24 protein-coding genes and 1 pseudogene are annotated in these 23,513 nt (G+C 67.9%); 3 read left to right on the top strand and 22 right to left on the bottom strand.

Going from position 1 to position 23,513, the window contains the following annotated elements:
• Positions 1-65: 65 nt before the first annotated feature.
• The 9 genes from H5393_RS09630 to H5393_RS09670 form a co-directional block, all read right to left on the bottom strand.
• Positions 66-929 (bottom strand): carbohydrate ABC transporter permease, encoded by an 864-nt coding sequence (locus tag H5393_RS09630; RefSeq protein WP_083665350.1) that lies wholly within the window; start codon positions 927-929, stop codon positions 66-68.
• A gap of 3 nt (positions 930-932) precedes the next feature.
• Complete coding sequence (locus H5393_RS09635) at positions 933-1,883, bottom strand: carbohydrate ABC transporter permease (RefSeq protein WP_220488325.1); 951 nt, start codon at positions 1,881-1,883, stop codon at positions 933-935.
• Between the two features lie 91 nt (positions 1,884-1,974).
• A complete protein-coding gene (locus H5393_RS09640; RefSeq protein ID WP_182766475.1) occupies positions 1,975-3,258 on the bottom strand; it encodes an extracellular solute-binding protein in 1,284 nt (427 codons plus the stop codon).
• 217 nt (positions 3,259-3,475) lie between these two features.
• Complete coding sequence (gene era / locus H5393_RS09645; protein WP_182766476.1) at positions 3,476-4,402, bottom strand: GTPase Era; 927 nt, start codon at positions 4,400-4,402, stop codon at positions 3,476-3,478.
• Positions 4,395-5,705 (bottom strand): hemolysin family protein, encoded by a 1,311-nt coding sequence (locus H5393_RS09650; RefSeq protein WP_182766477.1) that lies wholly within the window; start codon positions 5,703-5,705, stop codon positions 4,395-4,397. Before H5393_RS09650 ends, era begins: the two co-directional genes overlap by 8 nt.
• Before the next feature lie 51 nt (positions 5,706-5,756).
• Complete coding sequence (locus H5393_RS09655) at positions 5,757-7,010, bottom strand: APC family permease (protein ID WP_182766478.1); 1,254 nt, start codon at positions 7,008-7,010, stop codon at positions 5,757-5,759.
• A gap of 45 nt (positions 7,011-7,055) precedes the next feature.
• Positions 7,056-7,517: an rRNA maturation RNase YbeY gene (ybeY, locus tag H5393_RS09660; protein ID WP_182766479.1), complete on the bottom strand. Its 462-nt coding sequence runs from the start codon at positions 7,515-7,517 to the stop codon at positions 7,056-7,058.
• A complete protein-coding gene (locus H5393_RS09665) occupies positions 7,514-8,446 on the bottom strand; it encodes a PhoH family protein (protein ID WP_182766618.1) in 933 nt (310 codons plus the stop codon). Before H5393_RS09665 ends, ybeY begins: the two co-directional genes overlap by 4 nt.
• A gap of 113 nt (positions 8,447-8,559) precedes the next feature.
• Positions 8,560-8,994 (bottom strand): DUF5709 domain-containing protein, encoded by a 435-nt coding sequence (locus tag H5393_RS09670; protein WP_182766480.1) that lies wholly within the window; start codon positions 8,992-8,994, stop codon positions 8,560-8,562.
• A 92-nt stretch (positions 8,995-9,086) separates the two neighbouring features.
• On the opposite strand from H5393_RS09670, the gene H5393_RS09675 reads away from it, so the two are divergent.
• A complete protein-coding gene (locus tag H5393_RS09675; RefSeq protein WP_182766481.1) occupies positions 9,087-9,776 on the top strand; it encodes a queuosine precursor transporter in 690 nt (229 codons plus the stop codon).
• Here the strand turns inward: H5393_RS09675 and tgt are convergent.
• From tgt to hrcA, 4 genes are read right to left on the bottom strand one after another with little or no spacing between them, the layout of a single operon-like run.
• Positions 9,758-11,014 carry a tRNA guanosine(34) transglycosylase Tgt gene (tgt, locus tag H5393_RS09680; RefSeq protein WP_182766482.1) on the bottom strand — a complete coding sequence of 419 codons (1,257 nt, stop codon included), beginning with the start codon at positions 11,012-11,014 and terminating at the stop codon, positions 9,758-9,760. The genes H5393_RS09675 and tgt overlap by 19 nt on opposite strands.
• Positions 11,011-11,742: a 16S rRNA (uracil(1498)-N(3))-methyltransferase gene (locus tag H5393_RS09685; protein WP_182766483.1), complete on the bottom strand. Its 732-nt coding sequence runs from the start codon at positions 11,740-11,742 to the stop codon at positions 11,011-11,013. Before H5393_RS09685 ends, tgt begins: the two co-directional genes overlap by 4 nt.
• Entirely contained in the window at positions 11,739-12,911 is a 1,173-nt protein-coding gene (dnaJ, locus tag H5393_RS09690; RefSeq protein ID WP_182766484.1) for a molecular chaperone DnaJ, read from the bottom strand. The genes H5393_RS09685 and dnaJ overlap by 4 nt, the downstream gene beginning before the upstream one ends.
• An 11-nt stretch (positions 12,912-12,922) precedes the next feature.
• The gene (hrcA, locus tag H5393_RS09695) at positions 12,923-13,936 is read right to left on the bottom strand and encodes a heat-inducible transcriptional repressor HrcA (protein ID WP_182766619.1); all 1,014 of its coding nucleotides are present in this window, start codon (positions 13,934-13,936) and stop codon (positions 12,923-12,925) included.
• An 84-nt stretch (positions 13,937-14,020) separates the two neighbouring features.
• Here hrcA and H5393_RS09700 point away from each other — a divergent pair, with 84 nt between their 5' ends.
• Positions 14,021-14,788 carry an MBL fold metallo-hydrolase gene (locus tag H5393_RS09700; RefSeq protein ID WP_182766485.1) on the top strand — a complete coding sequence of 256 codons (768 nt, stop codon included), beginning with the start codon at positions 14,021-14,023 and terminating at the stop codon, positions 14,786-14,788.
• A 7-nt stretch (positions 14,789-14,795) separates the two neighbouring features.
• Here the strand turns inward: H5393_RS09700 and H5393_RS09705 are convergent, their stop codons facing one another.
• The 6 genes and pseudogenes from H5393_RS09705 to H5393_RS09730 all read right to left on the bottom strand — a co-directional run bounded on the left by H5393_RS09705 (position 14,796) and on the right by H5393_RS09730 (position 19,021).
• Positions 14,796-15,572 (bottom strand): inositol monophosphatase, encoded by a 777-nt coding sequence (locus H5393_RS09705; protein WP_182766486.1) that lies wholly within the window; start codon positions 15,570-15,572, stop codon positions 14,796-14,798.
• A 28-nt stretch (positions 15,573-15,600) separates the two neighbouring features.
• Positions 15,601-16,458 (bottom strand): annotated as a pseudogene (locus H5393_RS09710) (DUF3097 family protein).
• Entirely contained in the window at positions 16,458-17,273 is an 816-nt protein-coding gene (locus H5393_RS09715) for a hypothetical protein (protein WP_182766487.1), read from the bottom strand. Before H5393_RS09715 ends, H5393_RS09710 begins: the two are co-directional and overlap by 1 nt.
• Positions 17,258-17,968 carry an ABC transporter ATP-binding protein gene (locus H5393_RS09720; RefSeq protein WP_182766488.1) on the bottom strand — a complete coding sequence of 237 codons (711 nt, stop codon included), beginning with the start codon at positions 17,966-17,968 and terminating at the stop codon, positions 17,258-17,260. Before H5393_RS09720 ends, H5393_RS09715 begins: the two co-directional genes overlap by 16 nt.
• Positions 17,965-18,342, bottom strand: a complete 378-nt coding sequence (locus H5393_RS09725) for a GntR family transcriptional regulator (protein ID WP_182766489.1) — start codon at positions 18,340-18,342, stop codon at positions 17,965-17,967. Before H5393_RS09725 ends, H5393_RS09720 begins: the two co-directional genes overlap by 4 nt.
• A gap of 106 nt (positions 18,343-18,448) precedes the next feature.
• Positions 18,449-19,021: a CDP-alcohol phosphatidyltransferase family protein gene (locus tag H5393_RS09730; RefSeq protein WP_182766490.1), complete on the bottom strand. Its 573-nt coding sequence runs from the start codon at positions 19,019-19,021 to the stop codon at positions 18,449-18,451.
• 73 nt (positions 19,022-19,094) lie between these two features.
• On the opposite strand from H5393_RS09730, the gene H5393_RS09735 reads away from it, so the two are divergent.
• Positions 19,095-20,111: a glycosyltransferase family 4 protein gene (locus H5393_RS09735; protein WP_220488326.1), complete on the top strand. Its 1,017-nt coding sequence runs from the start codon at positions 19,095-19,097 to the stop codon at positions 20,109-20,111.
• 1 nt (position 20,112) lies between these two features.
• Here the strand turns inward: H5393_RS09735 and H5393_RS09740 are convergent, their stop codons facing one another.
• From H5393_RS09740 to H5393_RS09750, 3 genes are read right to left on the bottom strand one after another with little or no spacing between them, the layout of a single operon-like run.
• Entirely contained in the window at positions 20,113-21,693 is a 1,581-nt protein-coding gene (locus H5393_RS09740) for an ABC transporter permease subunit (protein ID WP_182766491.1), read from the bottom strand.
• A 4-nt stretch (positions 21,694-21,697) separates the two neighbouring features.
• Complete coding sequence (locus H5393_RS09745) at positions 21,698-22,489, bottom strand: ABC transporter ATP-binding protein (protein ID WP_182766492.1); 792 nt, start codon at positions 22,487-22,489, stop codon at positions 21,698-21,700.
• Positions 22,486-23,511 carry an ABC transporter substrate-binding protein gene (locus H5393_RS09750; RefSeq protein WP_182766493.1) on the bottom strand — a complete coding sequence of 342 codons (1,026 nt, stop codon included), beginning with the start codon at positions 23,509-23,511 and terminating at the stop codon, positions 22,486-22,488. The genes H5393_RS09745 and H5393_RS09750 overlap by 4 nt, the downstream gene beginning before the upstream one ends.
• Between the last annotated feature and the right edge of the window lie 2 nt (positions 23,512-23,513).

A 23,513-nucleotide genomic window follows, 5' to 3' on the forward strand; every position in this document is an offset into this window, starting at 1 on the left:
GCCCATGAAAAACCGCCCCCGCCGGACGATCGATCCGGCGGGGGCGGTGCCTTTGTGGGCGATGGCTACTTCACGGAACCGGCGGTGAGGCCGCCGATGAGCCTCTTCTCGATGAAGGAGAACAGGATGATCACCGGAACGATGGCGACCAGCGCAACGGTGAAGAGGTACTGCCAGTCCTGGACATAGAGACCGAGGAAGCGTGGCATCGACACCGTCAACGGCTGGAGGTCGTTCTGCCGGACCAGAATGAGGGCCGCGGCGAACTCGTTCCACGAGTTGACGAAGACGAAGACGATGGCCGTCACGATGCCGGGCCAGACCAGCGGCAGCGAGATGCGGAACATCGTCTGGAGCCTGCCGAGCCCGTCGATGAGGGCGGCCTCGTCGACCTCCTTGGGCACCGAGGCGAAGAAGGCCTGCATGATCCAGATGGCGAACGACAGGTTGAACGCACCGTTGATCAGGATCAGCGCCCCCCAGACCGCGTAGCCGGACCAGCCCTTGAACTCCTGGAAGAGGCCGACGGCCAGCACTGTGGGCTGCAGCATCTGCGTGCACAACACGAGGAGGAGGAACACCATGCGACCCGGGAACCGGAAACGTGCGATGTAGTAGGCGGCCGGGGTGGCCACCAGGAGCACCAGCAGGGTGGCGCCGAGGGCGATCACCGTGGTGGACAGCAGCGACGAGGCGGGGTTGACCGACGAGGACCACACGTCGATGTAGTTCTGCCACCGCGGCTCCTCCGGGAAGTACACCGGCGGGATGTCGGTGACCTCGAGCCGTGTCTTCAGCGACGTGATGAACATCAGCGCATAGGGGAACCCGAAGAAGAGCACCACGAGGATGGAGCCGATGACGATTCCGACGAGGTTCGGCTTCTTGTTGATGCCGCCGCGGATGTGTTCAGACTTGACCTTCGCCATGGCTCAGGCCACCTCCTTCGTGGGCTGCACGATGATCAGGTAGACCGCGATGATGACGAGGCAGAACAGGAAGTTCAGCACCGAGAGGGCCGACGAGACGCCGGGGCCGAGGGCGGACTGGTACTCGTACATGAGCGTGGTGGTGATGTGGCCGTTGTGGTAGCCGGGGGTCTCCTGCAGGATCCGGAGGATCGGCAGCGAGTTGAAGACGTTGATGATGTTGATGAGCGCGGCCACCGCGATGGCGGGACGCAGCAGCGGCAGCACGATGTGCCAGTAACGCTGGGCCGAATGGGCGCCGTCGACGTGGGCGGCCTCGAGGACATCCGTGGGGACGGCCTGCAGGCCCGCGAGGATGGTGTACGTCGTGAACGGCAGCGAGACATAGATGGCCACGAAGACAGCCACCCAGAACGCAGAGCCGGGGTCCTTCGTGAAGGCCCGTGCTGTTTCGAGGATGCCGGTATCGACCAGGAGACGGTTGAACAGGCCGACGTTCTGCTGCAGCCCGTAGCGGAAGACGGTGGCCGTCATGACGACCGAGCAGGCCCACGGGAGGATGATGAACAGGCGCAGCAGCTTGCGGCCGCGGAAGGGCTTGTTCAGGAACTGCGCGAGGACGAGGCTCAACAGCACGGTGATGACCACCACGACCACAACCCAGACGACCGTGTTGGCCATGATCCGGCCGATCGGCACACCCGGGAACGTCAGGGCTCCGGCCTTACCGATGTAGTTGTCGAGGCCGACGGGGTCTGGGCTGCGCTGGATGCCCTTGTTGTTGTACTTGAAGAACGAGGTGTAGATCATCAGCGCGGCAGGGTACAGCACGACCCCGACGATCAGGATCAGGGTGGGCAGCAGCCAGGGAAGCGCACGCAGCGTCTCCCAGCCTCCGGAGATTTTTCGCTTCTTTACCTGCTCCACCATGTGGGGGGTGGCTGTCAACGACACCGCTGTCGTCCCTTCTCGTGTTGTGGGTGGGGTTCGCGTGACGCGGGGTGGCACGGGGATTCCCGTGCCACCCCGCCTTCACACGGATGGATCAGCTCTGGGCTGCGACCTGAGCTTCGATCTGCTCGAGCAGAGCGGCGGGCTCTTCGGTGCCGATCTTGTAGGCGTTGGCCTGCAGCGCGGTCTTCAGCGCATCCCACTGGGGGTTCGAGACGGGCTGGAACTTCACCACGGACAGGGCCTCGAGGAAGGCAGCTTCGTTGCCCTCGGCCTCGGCCTTGCCCTTCTCGATGGTGGAGGTGGTCACCGGGAGGAGGCCGGTGCCCTTGTACCAGGGCTCGTAGAGCTCATCGGAGTACAGCACGTCGAGGTAGGCCGCGGTGGCCTGCTTGCGCGCTGCATCGTCGTTGTTGAACGCGACGATGAAGTCCGTCACGCCGATGGCCACGCCTTCGCCGTCCTTCGAGGGGATCGGGGCCAGAGCCACGTTGATGCCCTTGGCGGTGGCGTCACCCACGACCTGCCCGTGGCCGATGGCCATCGCGAGCTTGCCCGCGGCGAGGAGGTCAGTGGTGTCCTGACGGTCGTCCTCGAGGTTGGGCTGCGTGTAGCCGGCGTCGTACATCTTCTTCATCTGGGTGAAGCCTTCGATGGCCACGTCGGAGTCGGCCTTCAGGTTCTCACCGTCGGTCCAGTTGCCACCGGCGCCCCACACCCAGAGGGAGGACTCGACCTGGGCCTCTTCGGCGCCCAAGGGCATGCCGTAGGCGTAGATGTCGTCGCCCAGCGCGGTGATCTTCTCGGCGGCAGCCTCGAGGTCTTCCCACGTCTTGGGAGCCTCGGCCACGCCGGCCTGCTCGAAGAGGTCGGTGTTGTAGACAAGCATGCGGGCCGACGCGATGTCGGGGGCTGCCCACTGCGTGCCGTCGGGGCCTTCGCCGTTGGCCAGCAGGCCGGCGTCGATGTTGCTGATGGTCTCCTCGCTCAGGAGATCATCGATGGGGTAGAGCAGGCCGGCGTCTGCGGACGACGAGAATGCGTTGTCGTTCAGGATGTCCGGGTAGTCGTTGGCCTGGATGCGCGACTGGACGGTCTGCGAGAAGTTCTCCCAGCCGTCGATCTGCAGTTCAACCGTGACCTTCGGGTACTCCTCATTGAACTTCTTGGTGATCGCGTCCCAGTCGGCCTGCGAGCTGTCCGAGTAGGACGGCGCGAGGATCTTGATCGTCGTCTCGAGATCCGCGGGCGCAACTTCGCTACCGGCGTCTTCGGCAGGGGCGTCATTGCCATTGTCGTTGCCGTTGCCACCGCAGGCAGATAGGGCGAAGACGCCGACGATGGCGGCCACGCCTAGCTTGTAAACACGCTTCTTCACGTGTGTGTCCTTTCCTTAAGGTCAAGGTCAACCGGGGCGGTTGTTTGTCTTGATACTAGGAACATCAACCCCGGCTGGCCATGCAAGACCACCACGCCGTAACCAAATAGTTACCGTTAACAGGGTAATGAACAGGCCGCCTGCGCACTTGAGCCAGGTGAGCGACCTGAATCGACGCCTCCGCGAACTTGCTCAAGGCACCCTGAGCGATTTCCGTTCAGAACCCCAGGCGATTGAGGTGTTTTGCGTCGCGTTGCCATTCCTTGAGCACTTTGACGTGCAGGTTGAGGTGCACGCGCGTGCCCAGGAGCCGGTTGATCTGTTCGCGGGCCGTGGTCCCGATCTCCTTCAACCGTGCGCCCCGATGGCCGATGATGATGCCCTTCTGGGAATCGCGTTCCACCACGATGGTGGCGAAGACATCGGTCAAGGGTTTGTCCTCGGGCCGGTCCGCCCGTGGAAGGATCTCGTCGATCGTCACGGCGATCGAGTGGGGCAGTTCCTCCCGCACCCCCTCAAGGGCCGCTTCGCGGATCAACTCCGCGATGAGTGTCTCCGTGGGCTCGTCGGTGATCTCACCGTCGGGGTAGAACTGCGGGCCCTCGGGCAGCAGGCCGAGGAGCGAGTCCCGCACGACGTCGAGTTGGTCGCCCTCCGTGGCGGAGCAGGGCACCACTTCTGCCCATTCGATGCCCAGTTCCTCGGCCACCGCAGCGATGTCGACCAGATGCGAAAGGATCCGCTGGGGATTCACGAGGTCGGTCTTGGTTGCCAGGGCCACCAGCTTCGGCTTGCGCTGGAGTTGGGCGATCTCGCCGATGATGAACTTGTCGCCGGGGCCGACGCGCTGGTCGCAGGGCAGGCAGACGCCCACGATGTCGACCGAACCCCACGTCTCGTAGACGAGGTCGTTCAGTCGCTGGCCGAGCAGCGTGCGCGGCTTGTGCAGCCCCGGGGTGTCGATCAGGATCAGCTGGCCGTCGTCACGGGTGACGATGCCGCGCACGACGTGCCTGGTGGTCTGGGGCTTGCTGGAGGCGATGGCGATCTTCTGGCCGACGAGCGCGTTGGTCAGCGTCGACTTGCCCGCGTTGGGCCGGCCCACGAAACAGGCGAAGCCGGAGCGGAAGGTTGAGTCAGTCATCTGTGTTCTCCTGGGGAGTGTGGTGGTCCAGTTCGTCGCGGCTCAGACGGCGCACCAGCACGGTGCCGATCTGGTGGCGGCGGCCAACGGCGCGGTCGGCGACGAGTTCGAGGTCGCCGACGACGGCGCGTGAGCCGGGGATCGGGACGAGGTTCAGAAGCTTTGCCATGAGGCCGCCTGCGGTCTCGACCTCGTCGTCCTCGAGGTCCACGCCGAACAGGGCTCCGAGTTCGTCGAGCGGCAGCCGCGAGGAGATCCGGTAGCGACCCTCCCCCAGCTCAGTGACGGCTGGGGTGTCATGGTCGTATTCGTCGACGATCTCGCCGACGATCTCCTCGAGGATATCCTCGATGGTGGCCAGGCCTGCGGTGCCGCCGAACTCGTCGATCACCAGCACGAGGTGGGAATGGCTGAGCTGCATCTCGCGCAGCAGCTCGCTGACGGGCTTCGAATCCGGGCAGAAGGCTGCGGGGCGCATGATGTCGCCCACCGTCTCCAGCCGTTCGGCGTCCGGGAAGTCGTGGATGCGCTTGGCCACATCCTTCAGATAGGCCACGCCCAGCACGTCGTCGAGGCTCTCGCCGATGACGGGGATCCGGGAGAAGCCGGAGCGCAACGCGAGGGACAGGAGTTGGCGCAGCGTCTTGTCGCGGGTGACGAAGACGACGTCGGTGCGGGGCACCATGACTTCCTTGACGATGGTGTCGCCCAGTTCGAAGACCGAGTGGATCATCTTCGATTCGCCGGCCTCAATGAGGTCGTGGGCCTGGGCCATGTCGACGAGGTCGCGCAGCTCGGCCTCCGTGGCGAACGGACCGTCGGCGTACCCCCGGCCGGGGGTCAACGCGTTGCCGAGGTACACCATGAGTTGGGCGACGGGGCCCAGCACGGTGGTCAACGCGCTGATCGCTGGGCCGAAGGCACGCAGCGTCGCCTCGGGCTTCTGACGACCGATGGTGCGGGGTGCCACGCCCCAGAGGATGAACGACACCACCAGCATGATCGCGATCGTGGCCAGCGCCCGCTGCCAGTCCACCTCGAACTGGGTGAACATGACGATGGTGGCCACCACGATGGAGCTGATCTCCAGCGCCATCCGCGCGAACATGACGGCGTTGATGGTGGGGGCCGGATCCTGGGTGATGAGGAGGATGCGGTCGCCGCCGCGCACGTCGTCTTCCACTAGCCGCTCGGCCCGCGACTTGGTGATGACGCTCAGCGCGGTCTCAACCGCAGCCAGCAGCGACGCGCCGATAGCGCAGAGGAGGGCAACGCCCAGTTCAATCCATTCGGACTGCGTCACGGGATTCGATCAACTCGCTCACTCGGAAGAAAATTCATGGTGCGTTGGAGTCTAACGCAGCGCTCGTGGCCGCAGCAGACGCCACAGCACTCCCACCACCAGGACGACCAGACCACCCAGCACGGACGGCTGCGGCAACGTGGCCACCAGCACCAGGCAGAGCAGAGCCCCCACGATCTGCCAGCGCCTGCGGTAGCGGCGATGCTCGGCGTCCTGCGTGTAGGCGGAGACGTTCGCGACGAAGTAGTAGAGCAGCACGCCGAACGACGAGAAGCCGATGGCGCCGCGCAGATCCGCCACCAGGACCACCGCGGTGACGGCGACGCCGAGCAGCAGTTCGATGCGGTGCGGCACCTTCGTGCGCGGGTGCGTGTGGTCGAAGTAGCGTGGGAGGTCGCCCTCCCGCGACATGGCCAGGAACGTGCGGCCGATGCCGGCGAGCAGCCCCAGGAGCGCCCCGGCGATGGCGGCCACCGCGCCGCCGGTGAGGATGCCCGAGGCGACGGGATACGCGGTGGTCAGCAACGTGAGCGGCGCGCTGGAGGCCGCCAGCGCCTCCGGTCCGACCCAGGTCAGCAGCGACACGGCGACGACGGCGTAGAGCAGCAGCACGATGATGAGCGCCGTGATGATCGCCCTGCCGATGGTGCGCCGCGGGTCGCGCACCTCCTCGCCCATGGTGGCGATGCGTGCGTAGCCGGCGAAGGCGAAGAAGAGCAGGCCGGCCGCCTGCAGCACGCCGTAGAGGCTGCCGTCGATGTCCGCCCACCCGAACGTGGCCGTGCCACGGCCTCCGAACCACGACACCCCGAGTGCGGTGAAGATGCCGATCAGTGCCAGCGAGGCGAGCACCTTGGCCACCTGGGCGGTGCGGCTCACGCCGAGGAGGTTGACGACGATGAGGGCCCAGACGGCACCCACAGCCACCGGCTTCTCCCAGCCCTGGGGCACGAGGTACGCGGCGAAGGCGAGCGCCATGGCGGCCACGGAGGCGGTCTTGCCGATGACGAAGCTCCACCCGGCCAGGTAACCGGGCCACTCCCCCAGCCGCTCACGCCCATAGACGTAGGTGCCCCCGGCGGCCGGATACTGGGCGGCCAGTTGCGCCGACGAGGTGGCGTTGGCCCAGGCGACCACCGAAGCGATCACCAGGGAGACGAGGAGCAGGTCACCGGCCGCAGCGGCTGCGGGTGACCAGACGACGAAGACGCCGGCGCCCACCATTGAGGCGACCCCGATGGCGATCGCATCCCACAGCCCCAGGCTGCGGCTCAACTCGGACCGGGCGTGAGGCCGGGTGGACATCGCTTCTCCTGCGGGTTCGGGAACGGGACGTCGGGCCCCAGCCTCTCAGGAGCGTCCGGGCCGTGCCAATTCCCAGGCGGCGATGATCCGGTCGTTGAGCCCGAACATGACGGCCTTCTCCTCCGGCTCCGCGTGGTCGTGGCCCAGGAGGTGCAGCAGGCCGTGGATGAGCAGGTACTCCGCCTCCGCGTCAGGCTCGCGCCCGTTGTCTGCAGCTTGGCGCGCCGTCACCTGGGGGCACAGCACGATGTCGCCGAGCAGGCCCAGCGGCGGCTCCTCGTCTTCATTCGGCGCCCGGAGCTCGTCCATGGGGAAGCTCATCACGTCAGTGGGGCCTGGGAGGTCCATGAACCGCTCGTGGTACTGCGCCATCGTCTCCTCATCGACGAGGACGATCGACAGGTCCGCCTGCGGATGGATCCGCAGTTTGTCGAGCGCGAAGCGAGCCAGTTCGATCAGGCCCAGTTCGTCGGCCTCGACGCCGGATTCGTTGTTCAGGTCGATCACTGTGCGCGCCTCCGTTCCGTGGCCAGGCTCTCGAACTGGTCGTAGGCCGCCACGATCCGGCCGACGAGCTTGTGGCGGACGACGTCGCGGTTGGTCAACGTGCAGAACTCGATGTCCTCCACCCCATCCAGGACGTGCTGGACCCCGCGGAGGCCGCTCTTGATGCCGCCGGGCAGGTCCACCTGGGTGATGTCTCCGGTGACGACGATCTTCGAGTTGAAGCCGAGCCTGGTGAGGAACATCTTCATCTGTTCCATCGACGTGTTCTGGGCCTCGTCGAGGATGATGAACGCGTCGTTGAGCGTGCGGCCGCGCATGTAGGCAAGCGGGGCGACCTCGACGGTGCCGGAGGTCAGCAGCTTGGGCACCGATTCGGCGTCCACCATGTCGTGGAGCGCGTCATAGAGCGGCCGCAGGTACGGATCGATCTTGTCGTTCAGGGTTCCGGGGAGGAAGCCCAGCCGTTCGCCGGCCTCGATGGCCGGGCGGGTCAGGATGATGCGGCTGACCTCTTTGGCCTGCAGCGCCTGCACGGCCTTCGCCATGGCGAGGTAGGTCTTGCCGGTGCCGGCGGGCCCGATACCGAACACGACGGTGTGCTGGTCGATGGCGTCCACGTACCGCTTCTGGTTGAGCGTCTTGGGACGGACGGTGCGGCCACGCGAGGAGATGATGTTCTGGGTGAGCACCTCCGAGGCCGTGGCGTTGGGTTCGTCCGCCATCTGGAGGACCCGTTCGACGGTCTCCGACGTGAGGCCCTGCCCGGTGCGGAGGATGGTGACGAGTTCGGTGATGACGTCAGCGGCCTGCGCCACGTCGACTGCCTTGCCCGACAGGGTCACCTGCCCACCCCGCACATGCAGGTCTGCGGCCAGGTTCTCCTCAAGGATCCGCAGGTACTCGTCGCGCGGGCCGAGGAGGTTGACCATGTCGATCGACGGGGGCACCCCGACGTTACGCACGGCATGCTGCTGGTCGAGAGAGTTGTTGTTCAGGGCAGTTCCTTGATCGGTGGGTGCATGGGCTGGTCAGCGCCGATGCATCAGTCTACGTCCAAGGATGCGTCATCCTCGTCGTCGTCGGAGATGATGTGCATCGCAGCCTCTTCGGCGCTGGCGGCACCTCCGCTGAAGCCGACGTCGACACCGAGCGTCTCGCTGCCGCCGGGCCCCTGGACCCGCATCAGCCGGCCGGCGCGTTCGCCGCCCACTTCGCGCGGCTCGTCGGTGGGGTTCCAGTGCGCGTCCTGCTCCGGCGTCCTGTCCGGCAACTCCTGCTTCACCCGCATGTCGATGGTCTCGCCCTGCCGCATCTCTTCGGCGGTGTTGCCGAAGCCCATGGCGGGCGACCAGTCGTCAGGCGTGATGTAACCCTCATCCAGAACGTCGTCGACCCCGCGATAGATCAAGGAGTCGTCCGGCTGGAGTTGGTCCAGCTGCACTGATTCTTCAGGAACCGTCTCGGTGATGTCGTCCATGTACTGAGTTTGCCACCAGCGGGCGGGTAGCGGGCACAAACGCGCGGGCGATATATAGTTCCCGGGTGCCGACCAGCCTTGAGGAACAGAGGATGAGTGCAAAGTTTGCGACCCCTCAGCGCGGCGTCTACGACATCGTCGTGGCCCTGTTCTGTGCGCTTCTGCTGATCTCCAACGTGTCCGCGGTCAAGCTCATCCAGTTCGGCCCGGACGTGGAGGTCTTCGGCTTCCCCATCCTGCCGATCATCACCGACGGGGGCGCGTTCCTGTTTCCCCTCACGTACGTGATCGGCGACGTGCTGGCCGAGGTCTACGGCATGCGGGGGGCCAAGCGGGCGATCTTGATCGGCTTCTCCGTCTCCATCCTGGCGTCGCTGACCTTCCTGGTCGTCGGCGCCGCTCCCCCGGCCGCGGACTGGGGCAACCAGGCGGCGTTCGAGGCGGTGCTGGGCTTCGTGCCGAGGATCGTGTTGGCCTCGGCCCTGGGCTACCTCGCCGGGCAGTTGCTCAACGCCTGGGTGCTGGTGAAGCTCAAGCAGCGCACCCGCGAGGGGGGCCTGTGGGCCAGGCTCCTGGGCTCCACTGTGGTGGGCGAGGCGGCAGACACCATCATCTTCTGCACCGTGGCCTTCGCCGGCATCATCACGGGCGGCACCCTGTTGAACTACATCCTGGTGGGCTACGTCTACAAGGTGCTGGTCGAGGTGGTGTTCCTACCGGTGACGTACCAGGTGATCAAGCTCGTGAAGCGCCACGAACCCTCCTACGGCAACGTCGCATGACCGTTCCGACGGTGTCGACGGCCGCTGTAGAACCTGCCCAGGAACTCGTCGCGGAAGGCGTGGAACGAGCCGTCCTTCAACGTCTGGCGCATCGTGTCGACCAACCGCACGGTGAACCGTTCGTTGTGGATGGTGGCCAGCGTCGAGGCCAGCATCTCCTTGGCCTTGAACAGGTGGTGGAGGTAGGCCCGGGTGTAATGCGTGCAGGTGTAGCAGTCGCAGCCGTCCTCCAGGGGGATGAAGGAGCGACGGTGGGCCGCGGTATTGACGTTGTAGCGCCCGTCAGCGGTGTAGATGGCCGCGTTGCGGGCCACGCGTGACGGGTTGACGCAGTCGAACGTGTCGGCCCCCATCTCGACGGCGGCGAAGAGGTCGTCCGGCTCGGAAATGCCCAGCAGGTGGCGGGGCTTGCCTTCCGGGAGTTCCTCGACCATCCAGCCGATGATCTGCCCCAGGTTCTCCTTCTCGAGCGCCCCACCCAGGCCGAAGCCGTCGAAGCTGTGGCCGTCGATCTCCAGGGCTGCCAGGCCCTGGGCGGCCCGACGCCGGAGGTCCTCGTACTGGGCGCCCTGGATGACGCCGAACAGCGCCTGATAAGGCTTGTCGGCGCGCTCCCTGGTCAGCCGCGCGTGTTCCGCCAGGCAGCGCACCGCCCAGGCGTGCGTGCGCTGCACGGAATCCTCCTGGTAGCCGCGGGTGTTCATCAACGTGGTCAACTCGTCGAAGGCGAACATGATGTCGGCGCCCAACTCGTGCTGAATGCGCATCGAGGTCTCCGGGGTGAACCGGTGCATGGTGCCGTTGAGGTGCGACTTGAACGTCACGCCGTCGTCGTCGACGTGGGCGCGGCGCTCCTTGCCCTCGGCGATGACGTCGTCGTCGACCATTCCCTTGGTGTCCATGGCCAGCACCTTCTTGAAGCCGGCGCCCAGGCTCATCACCTGGAACCCGCCGGAATCCGTGAAGATCGGCCCCGGCCAGTTCATGAACCTGCCGAGGCCACCGGCCTCGTCGACGATGTCGGAGCCCGGCTGGAGGTACAGGTGGTAGGCGTTGGCCAGCACGGCCTGCGCACCGGTGGCGGCGACGGACTCTGGGAGGACCGCCTTCACCGTGGCCTTGGTACCGACGGCGATGAAGGCCGGGGTCTCGATGGGGCCGTGCGGAGTGTGAATGACGCCCGCCCTCCCCGGGGCACCCTCCAGGCGGTGGGTGACGTCGAACGAGAAGCAACTCATCGGCGCGCCAGCACGTCGAGCTGGCCCAGCGCGACCGCAGCGGCGGTCGAGGTGCGCAGCACCCCGTCGCTGATCAGCACCGCCTGCGCACCGGCGCCGACGAAGGCGTCCAGCTCCTCTGGTGAGATGCCGCCCTCCGGACCGACGATGACGAGGCAGATGCCATCGTCAGGAAGTTCGACCTGGGCGATGTGCAACTCGGCGTCCTCGTGCAACACGAGGGCCAGGTCCGCCTGGCGGATCGCCTCGACGACCTGTGCGGTGGAGGCCGCCTCGACCACCGGCACGGCGAAGCGGCGCGACTGCTTGGCTGCCTCGCGCGCCGTCGCCCGACACCGCTCGAGCGCCTTGGTTCCCCGGTCGCCCTGCCACCGCACGATGGACCGCGACGCCTGCCACGCCAGGATGCGCCGGGTGCCCAGCTCGGTGGCCATCTGGACCGCGAGGTCGCTGCGGTCCCCCTTGGCCAGCGCCTGGACGACGCCCCACCGCAGGGCGGGAGGCTCGTCGTCGAAGACTTCGGTCACCTCGACCGTGAGCTCACGCTTCGCGGCGTCGATGACCGTGCCCCGCAATCCGAGTCCTTCGCCGTTGGCGAGGATCACGCTCTCCCCTGTCAGGATCCGCTTCACGCTGACGGCGTGGTGGGCCTCATCGCCGGTGACGACGACGCGCTGACCGGGCCGGACGGTGTCGTCGAAGGCGGCGAGGAAGAGGGGATCTGTCACGAGAACCACTCGCTCAGCTTGCCGAAGACACCCGCTTTGCCGGGCTTGGCGGTGACCGCCTCCGCACGGAGCTCGTCGCGGGCTTCGGCGAGCTGGCGCATCAGTTCGCGCTGGTGGTCATCGAGCTTGGTGGGGGTCTGCACCAGCAGGGTCACGCCCAGGTCTCCCCGGCCACCGCCCCGCAGTCGCGGCACGCCTCGGCCCTTCAGCGCGATCCTGGTGCCGGACTGCGTGCCGGACGGCACCTCGAGCGAGACCGTGCGATCCTCGACGTCGGACTTGTCCCACTCCGCCTCGAGCGTGGTGACGGCGACGGTGGTGCCCAGTGCAGCGGCGGTCATGGGGAGCTTGACGACCATCTCGAGGTTGTCGCCGTCGCGGCGGAAGCTCTCGTGGCTGTTGACGGCCAGCTCGACGTAGAGATCGCCGGCGGGGCCACCGCCCGGGCCGACCTCGCCCTGGCCCTCGAGGTGGATGCGGATGCCCGTGGAGACACCGGCGGGGATCTTCACCTGGAGGGTGCGGGTGGTACGCACGCGGCCCTCACCGGAGCACTCACCGCAGGGGCGCGGGATGATCGTGCCGTAGCCACGGCACGTCGGGCACGCCTGCGAGGTGCGGATATCCCCGAGGAAGCTGCGCTGGATCTGGGTGATGTCGCCGTTGCCGTTGCAGGTGGAGCAGGTCACCGGCTCAGAGCCGGGCTCGCCGCCGGAGCCGGTGCACTTCGGGCAGACGACGGCGGTGGCGACCTTCACCGGCTTGGTCACTCCGAACACTGCCTCGTGCAGCTCCAGGGAGACGCGCACCAGCGCGTCCTGACCCTGCCGCACGCGGGAACGCGGCCCGCGGCTGCCGGCCTGGCCGAACATGGCGTCGACGAGGTTGGTGAAGTCGAAGCCCCCGGCGAACCCGCCGCCGAACCCCGAGAAGCCCGCCCCGGCCGCACCCGCCATGGGGTCACCGCCTCGGTCGAAGACCGCCCGCTTGTTCGGGTCGCTCAGCACCTCGTAGGCCTCGCTGAGTTCCTTGAACTTCTCAGCGGCCTCGGCGTCCTCGTGGGCGACGTCGGGGTGGACCTTCATGGCACGACGGCGGTAGGCCTTCTTGATGCCTTCAGGGGTTGCGTCGCGTTCGACACCGAGGATGGCGTAGTAATCCTTGCTCATATTTCTTGCGTTCAGCCTTCGTTGAGGAATCTGCTCACGTAACGAGCCACGGCGCGCACCGCGGCGATGGTGGACGGGTAGTCCATCCGGGTGGGTCCGACGACGCCGAGGCTCGCCCGGAAATCGGCACCGTATCCGGAGGCCACCAGTGATGTCGACTGGAACCCCTGGGCGGTGTTCTCCTGGCCGATGCGAACGGTGACGTCATCGCCGCCCGCCTCACCGAGGAGACGCATGAGGACGACCTGCTCCTCGAGGGCCTCCAACAGGGGGCGCATGTTGGTCTCGAAGGCGGCGCCGGCCAGGTTCGGGACGCCGGCCACCACCACCTGCGAAGCGGGTTCGGCAGCGATGGTTTCCAGCACCGTCGCGACGACCGGGGCAGAGAACGCCCGGTCCTCCGGTGCGATGGTGTCGAGCACCCGCACCAGGGCGTCGGCGGCATCCGCAGCGGCCCGGCCCACCGTCGCGGAGGCCAACTTCTGCCGCAGCCCGTGCAGACGCGCCTCATCCAGCGCCGGAGCATCGATGACGCTCTGGTCGACACGCCCCGAGGACTGCACGACGATCACCATCAGACGTTCGGCGGTCAGAGAGACCAGTTCGATGTGCCGGATGACGTCGTGCTGCGCCACGGGGTACTGCACGATGGCGACCTGCCGGGTGAGTTGGGCCAGGAGGCGGACGGTGCGCATCACGAGGTCGTCGACGTCGACGGTGCCGTTCATGAACGTGGTGATGGCGGTGCGTTCCGCCCCCGACAACGGCTTGATGCGCGCGAGTTTGTCGACGAAGAGCCGGTAACCCTTGTCTGTGGGGATCCGGCCGGCGCTGGTGTGGGGCTGTGTGATGTAGCCCTCCTCCTCCAACGCCGCCATGTCGTTGCGGACGGTGGCTGCCGAGACGTCGAGCTTGTGCCGCTCCACGAGGGCCTTCGAGCCGACCGGCTCACGACTGGCCACGTAGTCGGTCACGATGGCCTTCAGGACTTCGAGCTTGCGGTCGTCGAACTTGCGGTCGTCTATCACGTCACCTCCACACTTGGTGCAGCCTACTCATTGGCACTCTCGTTTACCGAGTGCCAGTGTACCGCCCCTACGATGGGCATCATGACACTCGACTGGACCCCCGTGACCGACCGCGTCTTCATGACCACCGTGGAACCCCACCGGGTCAACGTCGGGCTGATCGTCGGCGAGACCGGGGCGATGCTGATCGACACCGGCAACTCGCCCGAGCAGGGTGCGGAGATCCTGGCCTCGGCCACCGCGCTGGCCGGCGTTCCCGTGACGCACGTCCTGCTGACCCACGATCACCACGACCATGTCAACGGCCTGGCTGGCATGGGGAACGAGGTCACCTCGATCGCGCACGAGAAACTCACGGCGGTCCCGGTCTCCCGCACGTTCTCGATGGCGCTGGCGGTGGATCTCGGCAACCTGCGGGTGGAGGCGCTGCACTTCGGGGAGGGCCACACCGACAACGACGTGCTGGTCTTCCTGCCCGGCGAGAACGTCGTCTTCGCGGGCGACCTCCTGGAGGAGGGCTCGGACCCTCAGATCGACGACCGCGGTTCGCTGAGCAACTGGCCCACCGTGCTCGACGGTGTCCTGGGCGCCGCCAACGCCACGACGCGGTTCGTGCCCGGCCATGGCGCTGTTGTCGACCGCGACTACGCGTTCATCCAGCGCGCCGAGATCGGCATGCTCTACGGCCAGACCGAGATGCTGATCCACCAGGGCACGAAGTTGGAGGACGCTGCGGCGGCCACGGAGTGGCCCTTCACCGCCGAAACGCTCGCCGTGGCCCTGCCGAAGGCCTATGCCGAGCTGAGGGCCAAGGGCGTCGTGCCGAAGCGACACCTGCCCCTGATCTGAGCGAGCCTCAGATAATGGGCCAGTTCTGCTGGGCCACCATCCAGCTGAGCGTGTCGCCGGCGACCAGCAGGCCGCCGCGCGAGCGTGAAGTGAGGCTGTAATCCATGCCGTCGATCGTGCGGCTGATGCCGCCGTTCTCCACCACCATCAACGACCCCGCGAGGTGGTCCCACGGGTGGAGGCTCGAGTAGAACATGAAGTCGAACGTGCCGTCGAGCACGGCCGGGTAGTCGAAGCAGCACGCGAAGTGGCTGCGCACCACGGGGCTCAGCCTGCCGTCGGCGTCGAAGCCGCGGAGCTTGCGCTTGGACGAGGCGCCCAGTGGCGGGCGGTCATGACGCCGGCGTTCGATTGCGTCGCCGTTGAGCCGTACCCCGGCCCCACGCTCGGCGACATAGGCGCGGCCGGTCTGGGGCTGCCAGATCCAGCCACGGGTGGTGACGCCGCCGCGGACCTCGGCGAGGATGACGCCGTGTTCGGCGCGGCCGTGCACGAAGTTCCGGGTGCCGTCGATGGGGTCGATGATGAAGGCGTGGTCCGCGTTACCCAGCCCCTTGAGGAGCGACGGGTCCGCGAAGACGGCCTCCTCCCCCACGACGACGGCATTCGGGAAGGCCTCTTTCAGCCGCCGGGTGAGGTACACCTCGGATTCGTGGTCCGCGACGGTGACCAGGTCTCCGGGCTTCTTCTCGTTGACGTCGGTGTCGGCCAACAGCCTGAACCGCGGGGTGATGATCTCCGCAGCGGTCTCCTTGAGCAGGCCCAGAATGCCTTCGGTGTCCATGCCGCTTACCTTAGTGGTCTGCCGGGGGTCAGGCGTCGAGGTGGTCCTGCGTGACGAAATCGATGAGGGTCTCCACCTTGGTGTTCAGCTGCGACTCGAGGTCGCGCCAGCTGCTGACCCGGGCCAGGATGGCCTGCCAACCGCGCGCGATGTCGGCCTGATCGGCGTGCGGCAGGTTGAGCGCCTTGAGGGTGCCGAGTTTGAAGTCGACGTCGCGGGGCACCACCGGCCAGGCTTTGCGGCCGATGCGGGCCGGGCGGACCGCCTGCCAGATGTCGATGAACTCGTGCCCCTCGATGAGCACGACGTCGCGGTGGCCGGCGCGGTAGACCTCGGCCGCGATCCGCGACTCCTTCGACCCGGGCACCAGGTGGTCGACCAGCACGCCCAGCCGACGACCCGGTTCGGGCCCGAAGTCCTGCACGATGCGGGGCAGGTCGTCGATACCGCCGAGGTATTCGACGACGACGCCCACGTGCCGGAGGTCCTCGCCCCACACCTTCTCGATGAGTTCCGCGTCGTGGCGTCCCTCGACGTAGATGCGGCTTGGCAGGGCGACCTTGGCCTTGACGGGCTCCTGGCTCGTGCGGGAACCGGAGGCCGTGTACTTCGGCTTGACCGGCCCGCCCCGCAGCGGAGCCCGGAGCGCGACGGGCTCGCCCTCCAGCAAGAAGCCGGGCCCGAACGGGGCGGAGCGCCGCTTGCCGTGCCGGTCCTCCAGCACCACGAGGCCGTTCTCCCAGCCGACCACGGCGCCGCAGAAGTCGTCGAACACGACCACCAGGTCGAGTTAGTCGGCCCCGGCTCGTGTGTGGGTCAGATGGGCCGTCTGCCAGCCCGGGGCCAAGACGTCTCGCGCGTATCTGTCCACGGTGGACGACGCTATCAGCGCAACTCCACCTTCTTGTCGAACGACACCGACGCCCAGACAATCGCCACTGCCGAGAGCACCAGCATCGTCAGGAACATGCCCACGGGCACAACGCTCTGCTCCTCGATCGTGAAGATGTTGACAAGGCGGGCCTGGAAGCCCACCGTCCCCGCTTCGTCGAACACCAACTGCAACGGGAGGAAGGCCCCGAGGACGGCGGTGACCTGGCCTGCGATGTAGAAGAGGAACCACACCAGGATGGGGCCGCCGATCCCCATCTTGCTGCTCCAGGCTTCGCTGCCGACGGCCGCCGCGAAGTAGTACGACGCGAGCCAGACGAAGGGCCAGACGAGGATGAAGACGATCAGCAGTGCGATCACCCAGCCCGGGAGCATCCGCCCCATCGAGTCGAGGGCGCCGGCGATGGCGTCGTTGACGTCCCCCACCGATCCGCCGCCCACCACAGCGAAGGACACTGCGGCCAGGTAACCGAGTCCGGCGGCGACCACCAGGGCGAATACGCTCAGCGCGTAGGCGTAGAGCAGCTTCACCCAGAAGATCGTCGAACCCTTCACCGGGATGGCCCGCGTGAGGTACCCCGTCTTCGAATAGGACGAGCGGTAGAAGTCGAACCCGAGCCACACGGGCACCGCTGTGGGCACGGCGAACGCGCCGATGACGGTGAGGACGGCGAACAGGGTGTTGACCGGGGCCGGGAGGAAGACGGCGGCCAGCGTCGCCAGACCGACGACGAGCACCGCTCCCCCGACGATGATGAGGTACCAGCGCAGGGTACGCCGGATCTCGTGCTTGATCAGTTTGCCGACCATCGGTAGACCTCCCGGAATAGCTGGTCAATGGACATGTTGCGCTCGGCCCGCAGGTCGTCGACCGAACCGCTGAGCAGGATCTGCCCGTAACGCATGAACGCGAAGGAATCGAGGACGGGCTCGAGATCGTGGATGAGGTGGGTGGAGATGAGGACCAGCGCATCCTCCGGGAGATCCCGGACGATGGCGGAGAGCAGGACTTCCCGTGCCGCAGGGTCGACGCCGGAGATGGGTTCGTCCAGGAGGAAGACCTTCGCGTCGCGCGACATGGCCAGGGCCACCTGGACCTTCTCCCGCATGCCCTTGGAGAGCGTGTTGAGTTTGCGGTGGGTGTCCAACTGGAAGAACTTGAGCAGGTCGCGGCACTTGGCCTCGCTGAAATCAGCGAAGAAGTCCTTGAACATGCCCACGCAGCCGTCGATGGTGTCGTTGTCTGCCAGGAAGCTCGCGTCGGGCAGGAAGCTGACCATCGCCTTGGTGTCCGGCCCGATGGGGGTGCCGTGCACACGGACCTCGCCGTCGTACTGCGTCAGTGCCCCGGCCAACACCTTCAACAGGGTGGTCTTGCCAGAGCCGTTCTCCCCGAGCAGCCCGACGATCTGGCCGCCCTCGAGCGAGAGGTTCAGGTCGTTGAGGGCAGGGAACGCGCCGTACTTCTTGGTCACGTGGGCGATCTGGATCGCCGGTGCTGTCATTCTTGGGCTCCTTCTGCGGGGGCCGACCAGCGTCGGCCCAGTAGGTCGCGGGCGGCGGTGAGGCTCATGCCGAGCCCCTGGGCCCGCCGCGCGAAGTCATCTGCCGCGCCCGCCGCGAGACCGAGGCGGGCCTGCTCGATGACGGCCGGATCGTCGGTGACGAAACGGCCGGTGGTCCTCTCGGACCTGGTCATGCCCTGCCGCTCGAGTTCGGCGAGGGCGCGTTGGACGGTGTTGGGGTTCACCTTCAGCTCGCCAGCCAGGTCGCGGACCCCGGAGATCCTGGCCCCCGCTTCCCACTGGCCGGTGACGATGCGACGGATGAACTCGTCGACCAACTGAAGCCAGATAGGGCTGCTTGCGTCGAACTCCATCTCACCTCCCGATGTCTCACTGTATTAGGTACTTAATACAGTAGCACAGACAGGAGGCCGCGCAAGGAGTTTTCCGATTGGTGTCGCCCGCGGGGCTGCCGATGGATCAGGACGCGCGGCGCTGTTCCTGGAGGCGGATGTCCCGGGCGAAGGAGTAGGCCACGAGCGCGACGCTCAGGCCGGTGCTCCACTGCACCACCGTGATGGGAACGACCGGCGCGAGAGCCGTGACGGTGACGAGGGCCTGCAGGCCACCGATGAGCCGACGAGACTGACGGAACGGCAACGGGAGGAGCCATTGCGGCCGGAACCTGCCGCCCAACAGGAACAGATAGCGCGCCGCGCCCATCAGCAGGATCCAGGGGGCCAGCGGCACCAGCGCAAGGCTGAGTATGAGGAGCACCGCCGAATCGACCGCGACGTCCCAGCGGGCGCCCCGCTCGGTCACAGTGTTGGTGCGGCGCGCCACGGCGCCGTCCACGGCATCCAGCAACGCCGTCGGGAGCGCCACGAGGAACAGCGCCCAGCTCCGCCCCGGCAGGTGACCGAGGTAGCCGAGCACCACCAGCACCGCGCAGACGCCGCCGAGCACCGCCCTGCCCAGCGTGATCCGGTCCGCCGGGGTAAGCCTCAGCTCAGTCACCCAGCGGCCCAGCCGTGCGGCGGTGGGGACGCTCATCGCCCGAGCCTAGCGGCGGCGCCGTGTCGGAGTGGCTGCTTATGATGCAGAAGACGCCCAAGGAGGAGGCACCGTGGCCACAATCTCTTTCGCGCACTGGCGCAGCCCCCAACCCAGCGGCGGCAACCGCTACGACGACGAGCTCATCGCCGGTCTCCCGGCCGCCGGGGTCGACCTCCGGGTCAGAGCGGTGAAGGGCGCCTGGCCACTGCCCACCGACAGCGAGCGGCGGGCCCTCCCCCAGTTGCTCGCCACGGGCGACGAGTGGTTGATCGACAACATCGTCGGTTCGGCGGCTCCCGAGGCGATCATCGACGCCGTGGAGGGCCGTCGGGTGACGCTGCTGATGCATTACTTCCCCGCCGACGACCCGTCCCTGTCGCAGGAGGACCGCGCCAACCTGGGCGCGTCCGAGGCGCTGGCGGTCCGGGCGGCCAGCCGGTTGGTGGTCCCCAGCGCATGGGCCGCGGCCGAGGTGGCGGCGCGCTATGGGCGCGACGACGCCGTCGTGGCGCGGCCCGGGGTGGTGACGGGGCCGTGGCCCGGGTCGTCGGCCGCAACGCCGTCGTTGCTGTGGCTGTCGAGGCTCACTCCGGGCAAGGACCCGATGACGTTCATCGAGTCGCTGGCCCACCTGCCGGACCTGGGATGGACGGCGCGCCTTGTGGGTCCAGACGATGTGGACCCCACCTTCACGCGGTTGGTCGTCGCGCGGATCGCCGAACTAGGCCTGGCTGGGCGCGTCTCCGTCACCGGAGCACGCACCGGCCCTGCGCTCGAGGCCGTGTGGACCGGCACCGATCTGCTGATCCACACCTCACGGGCCGAGATGTACGGCATGGTCGTCGCGGAGGCGGCCGCCCGCGGGATCCCCTCGGTCGTGAGCGGCGGCACGGGAGCAGTCGAGGCCCAGACGAGCGGAGCGCAGTTCTCCCCCGGCGACAGCGTCGGCCTGGCCGCTGAACTGCGCTCCTGGCTCACCAACGCCGACCTGCGCCGGCGTTGGAGTGCGGAGGCGCTGGTCCGCCGCGCCGGAATCCAGACGTGGTCCGACACCGTGGCGACCGTGGCCGCCGCGCTGCGCGGGTGAACTACCAGCGCAGCTGCTCTGGCGCGACGCGCGCGAGCACCCGCGATTCGACGAACTCGACCAGGGTGTAGGCGAGCAGGGCGAGCACGGTCACCACCACGACGGTGGCCCACAGCGACGTGTACTGGCTGGTGGCCGCGTCCACCGCCATCCTGTTGCCGAGCCCCGAGCCCGTGGCGAGCCACTCCGCCACCGTCGCGGCCAACAGCGCTGTGGGGGCGGCGATCCGGGCCGCGGCGAAGAAGGCGGGCGCCATGGCTGGGAGGCGGCCGAGCCACAGGGTACGGCCCGGGGAACTGTCGAACGTGGCGAAGACATCGGCCACCTGGCCCGGCAGCTGGCTGAGGCCGTAGAGGCACGCGACCATCGTCGGGAAGAAGGTCATGATGGCCACCACCACTGCGGTGCCGAAGGCGCCGCGTCCGAGCGCTGCCACCAGCAGGGGAGCGATGGCGATGATGGGCACGCACCGCAATGCCACGGCGACGGGGGTCAGCGCCTCGCGGGTGCGGTCCGACAGCGAGAAGACCCCGGCCAACACTACCCCCACGCCGAGTCCGGCGAAGTAGCCGGGCACCGCGACGGTGGCCGTCTCCGCCACCGCGTGGAGCAGCCCGGCCCGGTTGGCTGGGGCCTCGGGGCCGGCGACGAGCCACTCCCACACGTGCCAGGGTCGCTTCGCGAAGTACGGATTGAGCCCCGCGGCGGCGAACCCGGCGGCCCACCCGCCGATGACGAGCACCGCCGCGACCAGGGCTCCCCCGGTCGAGGCCAGCGCCCGGCGCCAGCCGGGACGGGGGCTCACGTTCGACGGCGCGAGCAGTACGGGCGGCGTCTCCGGGGCGATCCGCCGGGCCAGGGCCGCCACGGCCTGGTACCCCAGTAGGGACACGGCGGTGGCGAGCAGCATCAGGGCCCAGAGGCCGTCGGTGTCGAGGCTGCGCAGGGCCAGGGTGGACAGGACGCCGACACCGCGTTCGGCCCCCGTGAACTCGCCCACGAGGGCACCCAGGAACGCCGCCGGCACCGATGTCTGCAGCCCCGCCATGAGGTACGGCAGCGCGGCCCGGGCGCGCACGGTGACCAGCGTCACCCATCGGCCGCGGCCGTAGGTGGCGGTCAGGTCGAGCCAGGCGCTCGGCAGGGCGCGGAGCCCGACCAGCAACGGCACCAGCGTCAGGTAGTAGACGGCCAGGGCCGCCAACGTGATCTGGGGGCCGTCGTTCAACCCGAACACGAGGCGCAGCAGCGGACCCAGTGCCACCAACGGGAGGCAGTAGACCACCAGCGCCAGTCGCAGCACGAGCCGCTCGGACCATGGGAGCAGCACCACGAGCAGCGCCAGCAGCACAGCGGCACCGTTGCCGAGGAGGTAGCCCCACAGAGCCTCTCCCGAGGTGTAGAGCAGGCCGCGGCCGTAGACGCCGGCGTTGGCCACCAACTTGCTGACGATGCCCGACGGGGCGCCCAGGAGGTGCCGGCCGGCCAACAGGGTCCGCGCGAGTACCTCCCACGCGGCCACCACGGCCACCCAGATCAGCACCCGACGGGCAAGGGCCGCCCGCCGGCCTCGGTCCGCCACGGCCTCAGGCCTCTCCGTCGACCGACAGCAGGGAGCCGATCTCCTCCACGAGTTCGCGGAAGCGGTCAGAGCGCAGCTGTTCCGCAGTTCGGGGCCGGGCGAGGTCGACGGTGAGGTCGGCGACGATGGAGCCGGGGCGCGGTGACATGACGAGGACACGGTCCGCCAGCAGCACTGCCTCCGTGACGGAGTGCGTCACGAGCAGCGTGGTGGTGCCGGTGTCCGACCACAGCGGCGGCAGTTCGATGTTGAGCCGGCGACGCGTGAGCTCGTCGACGGCGCCGAACGGCTCGTCCAGGAGGAGGAGCCGCGGCTCGGTGATGAGACACCTGGCGATGGCGGCGCGCTGACGCATGCCGCCTGACAGCTGCGCGGGCCGGGAGTGCTCGAACCCTTCGAGCCCCACCATCCGCAGCAGCGCCAGCACGCGCTCGGGGTCTGCGGGTTGACGGGCGAGCTTCCGGGCGAGCGCGACGTTGCCCGCTGCCGTGCGCCAGGGCAGGAGGGACGCGTCCTGGAAGGCGATGGCGAGCTCACCCCGCCGGCGGATCTGCTGGGGTGCTTCCTCCCCCACCAGCACCGCACCGCCCGGGTCAGGCTGCTCCAGGCCGCCGAGGATGCGCAGCAGGGTGGACTTCCCGCAGCCGGAGGGGCCGACCAGAGCGGTGACGGTGCCGGCGGCGAGCGTGAGGTCGGTGCCGCCGAGGGCCACCAGTTCGCCGCGCGCGGTGTGGAACGTCTTGCTCACCGCCCGGCAGGTCACCTGCGGTGCCGCCAGTGCGGGTTCTACGCTCACGCCGTGGGCCCGTCCTCGTAGATCTCCTCGAGCAGGGAACGGTCCCAAAGCTCTACGGTGGTCCCCTCGATGCCGAGGCTCTCGAAAAGGGCGAGGTTGTCGGTGACCTGCTCGTCCGAGAACCAGCCGAAGCCGGATTCGTCCGTGGCCTCGGAGAACATGATGTCGAGTTGGACCTCCGCCTGCTTGCGCTGGGTCTCCAGGTCCAGGCCGGCATCGGGGTAGGTCTCGACGGTGAGCTCGGCCGCGGCCTGCGGGTCTTCGCGGTACAACTGCCAACCCTGGAAGTCGGCCCGGAGCAGGCGAAGGATCTGGTCGCGCTTCTCGGGATCGTCCAGGGTGGAGCGCAGCACGGTATAGGTCTGGCTCATGGGGTTGTAGCCGAAGTCGGCCAGCAACATCGAGTAGCCCTCCACCCCCTGTACCGCGAGGGCGACGGGGAGGTCGTTGTAGAAGCAGAAGAGCCCGTCGACCTGGTTGGCCGTCAGCACAGCGGGATCGTACTGGCTGGGCACGAACTCGACCTGGTCAGGGGTGAGCCCGTTGGTGGCGAGGAAGGAGTTCAGCCCCGGGGTATCGGCTCCGGCAACGCCGATCCGTGCACCGACGAGGTCCTCCGGCCGCTTCAACGGGGCTGCCGCCAGGGAAAGGATGGTGCCCGGGAACTTCTGGTACTGGGCACCGACGATCACGAGGTCCGCGCCCTCGGCATTGGATCTCGCCACGCCGTCGGCAGCGGAGATGTTGACGAGGCTGCCGCCGCTGACGGTGTTGGCATCGCCCGCAACGTTGGGCCCACCCGCGGCGAGCTGCACGTTGAGCCCCTCGGCCTCGAACAGGCCGCGTTCGCGGGCGAGGTACGTCCCGCCGAACTGCACGGAGTGGGTCCAGGAGAGCTGGTAGACGACCTCCTCCAGGCTGCCCGCGGCCGGCTCGTCCCCGCCACAGCCGACGACGCCTGCCACCGTGACGGCACCCAAGGCGCCCAGCACCGTGCGGCGCCTGATGATGGGAAAGGTCATGG

This window comes from Tessaracoccus sp. MC1756, from assembly GCF_014164735.1.
Classification (GTDB): Bacteria; Actinomycetota; Actinomycetes; order Propionibacteriales; family Propionibacteriaceae; genus Arachnia.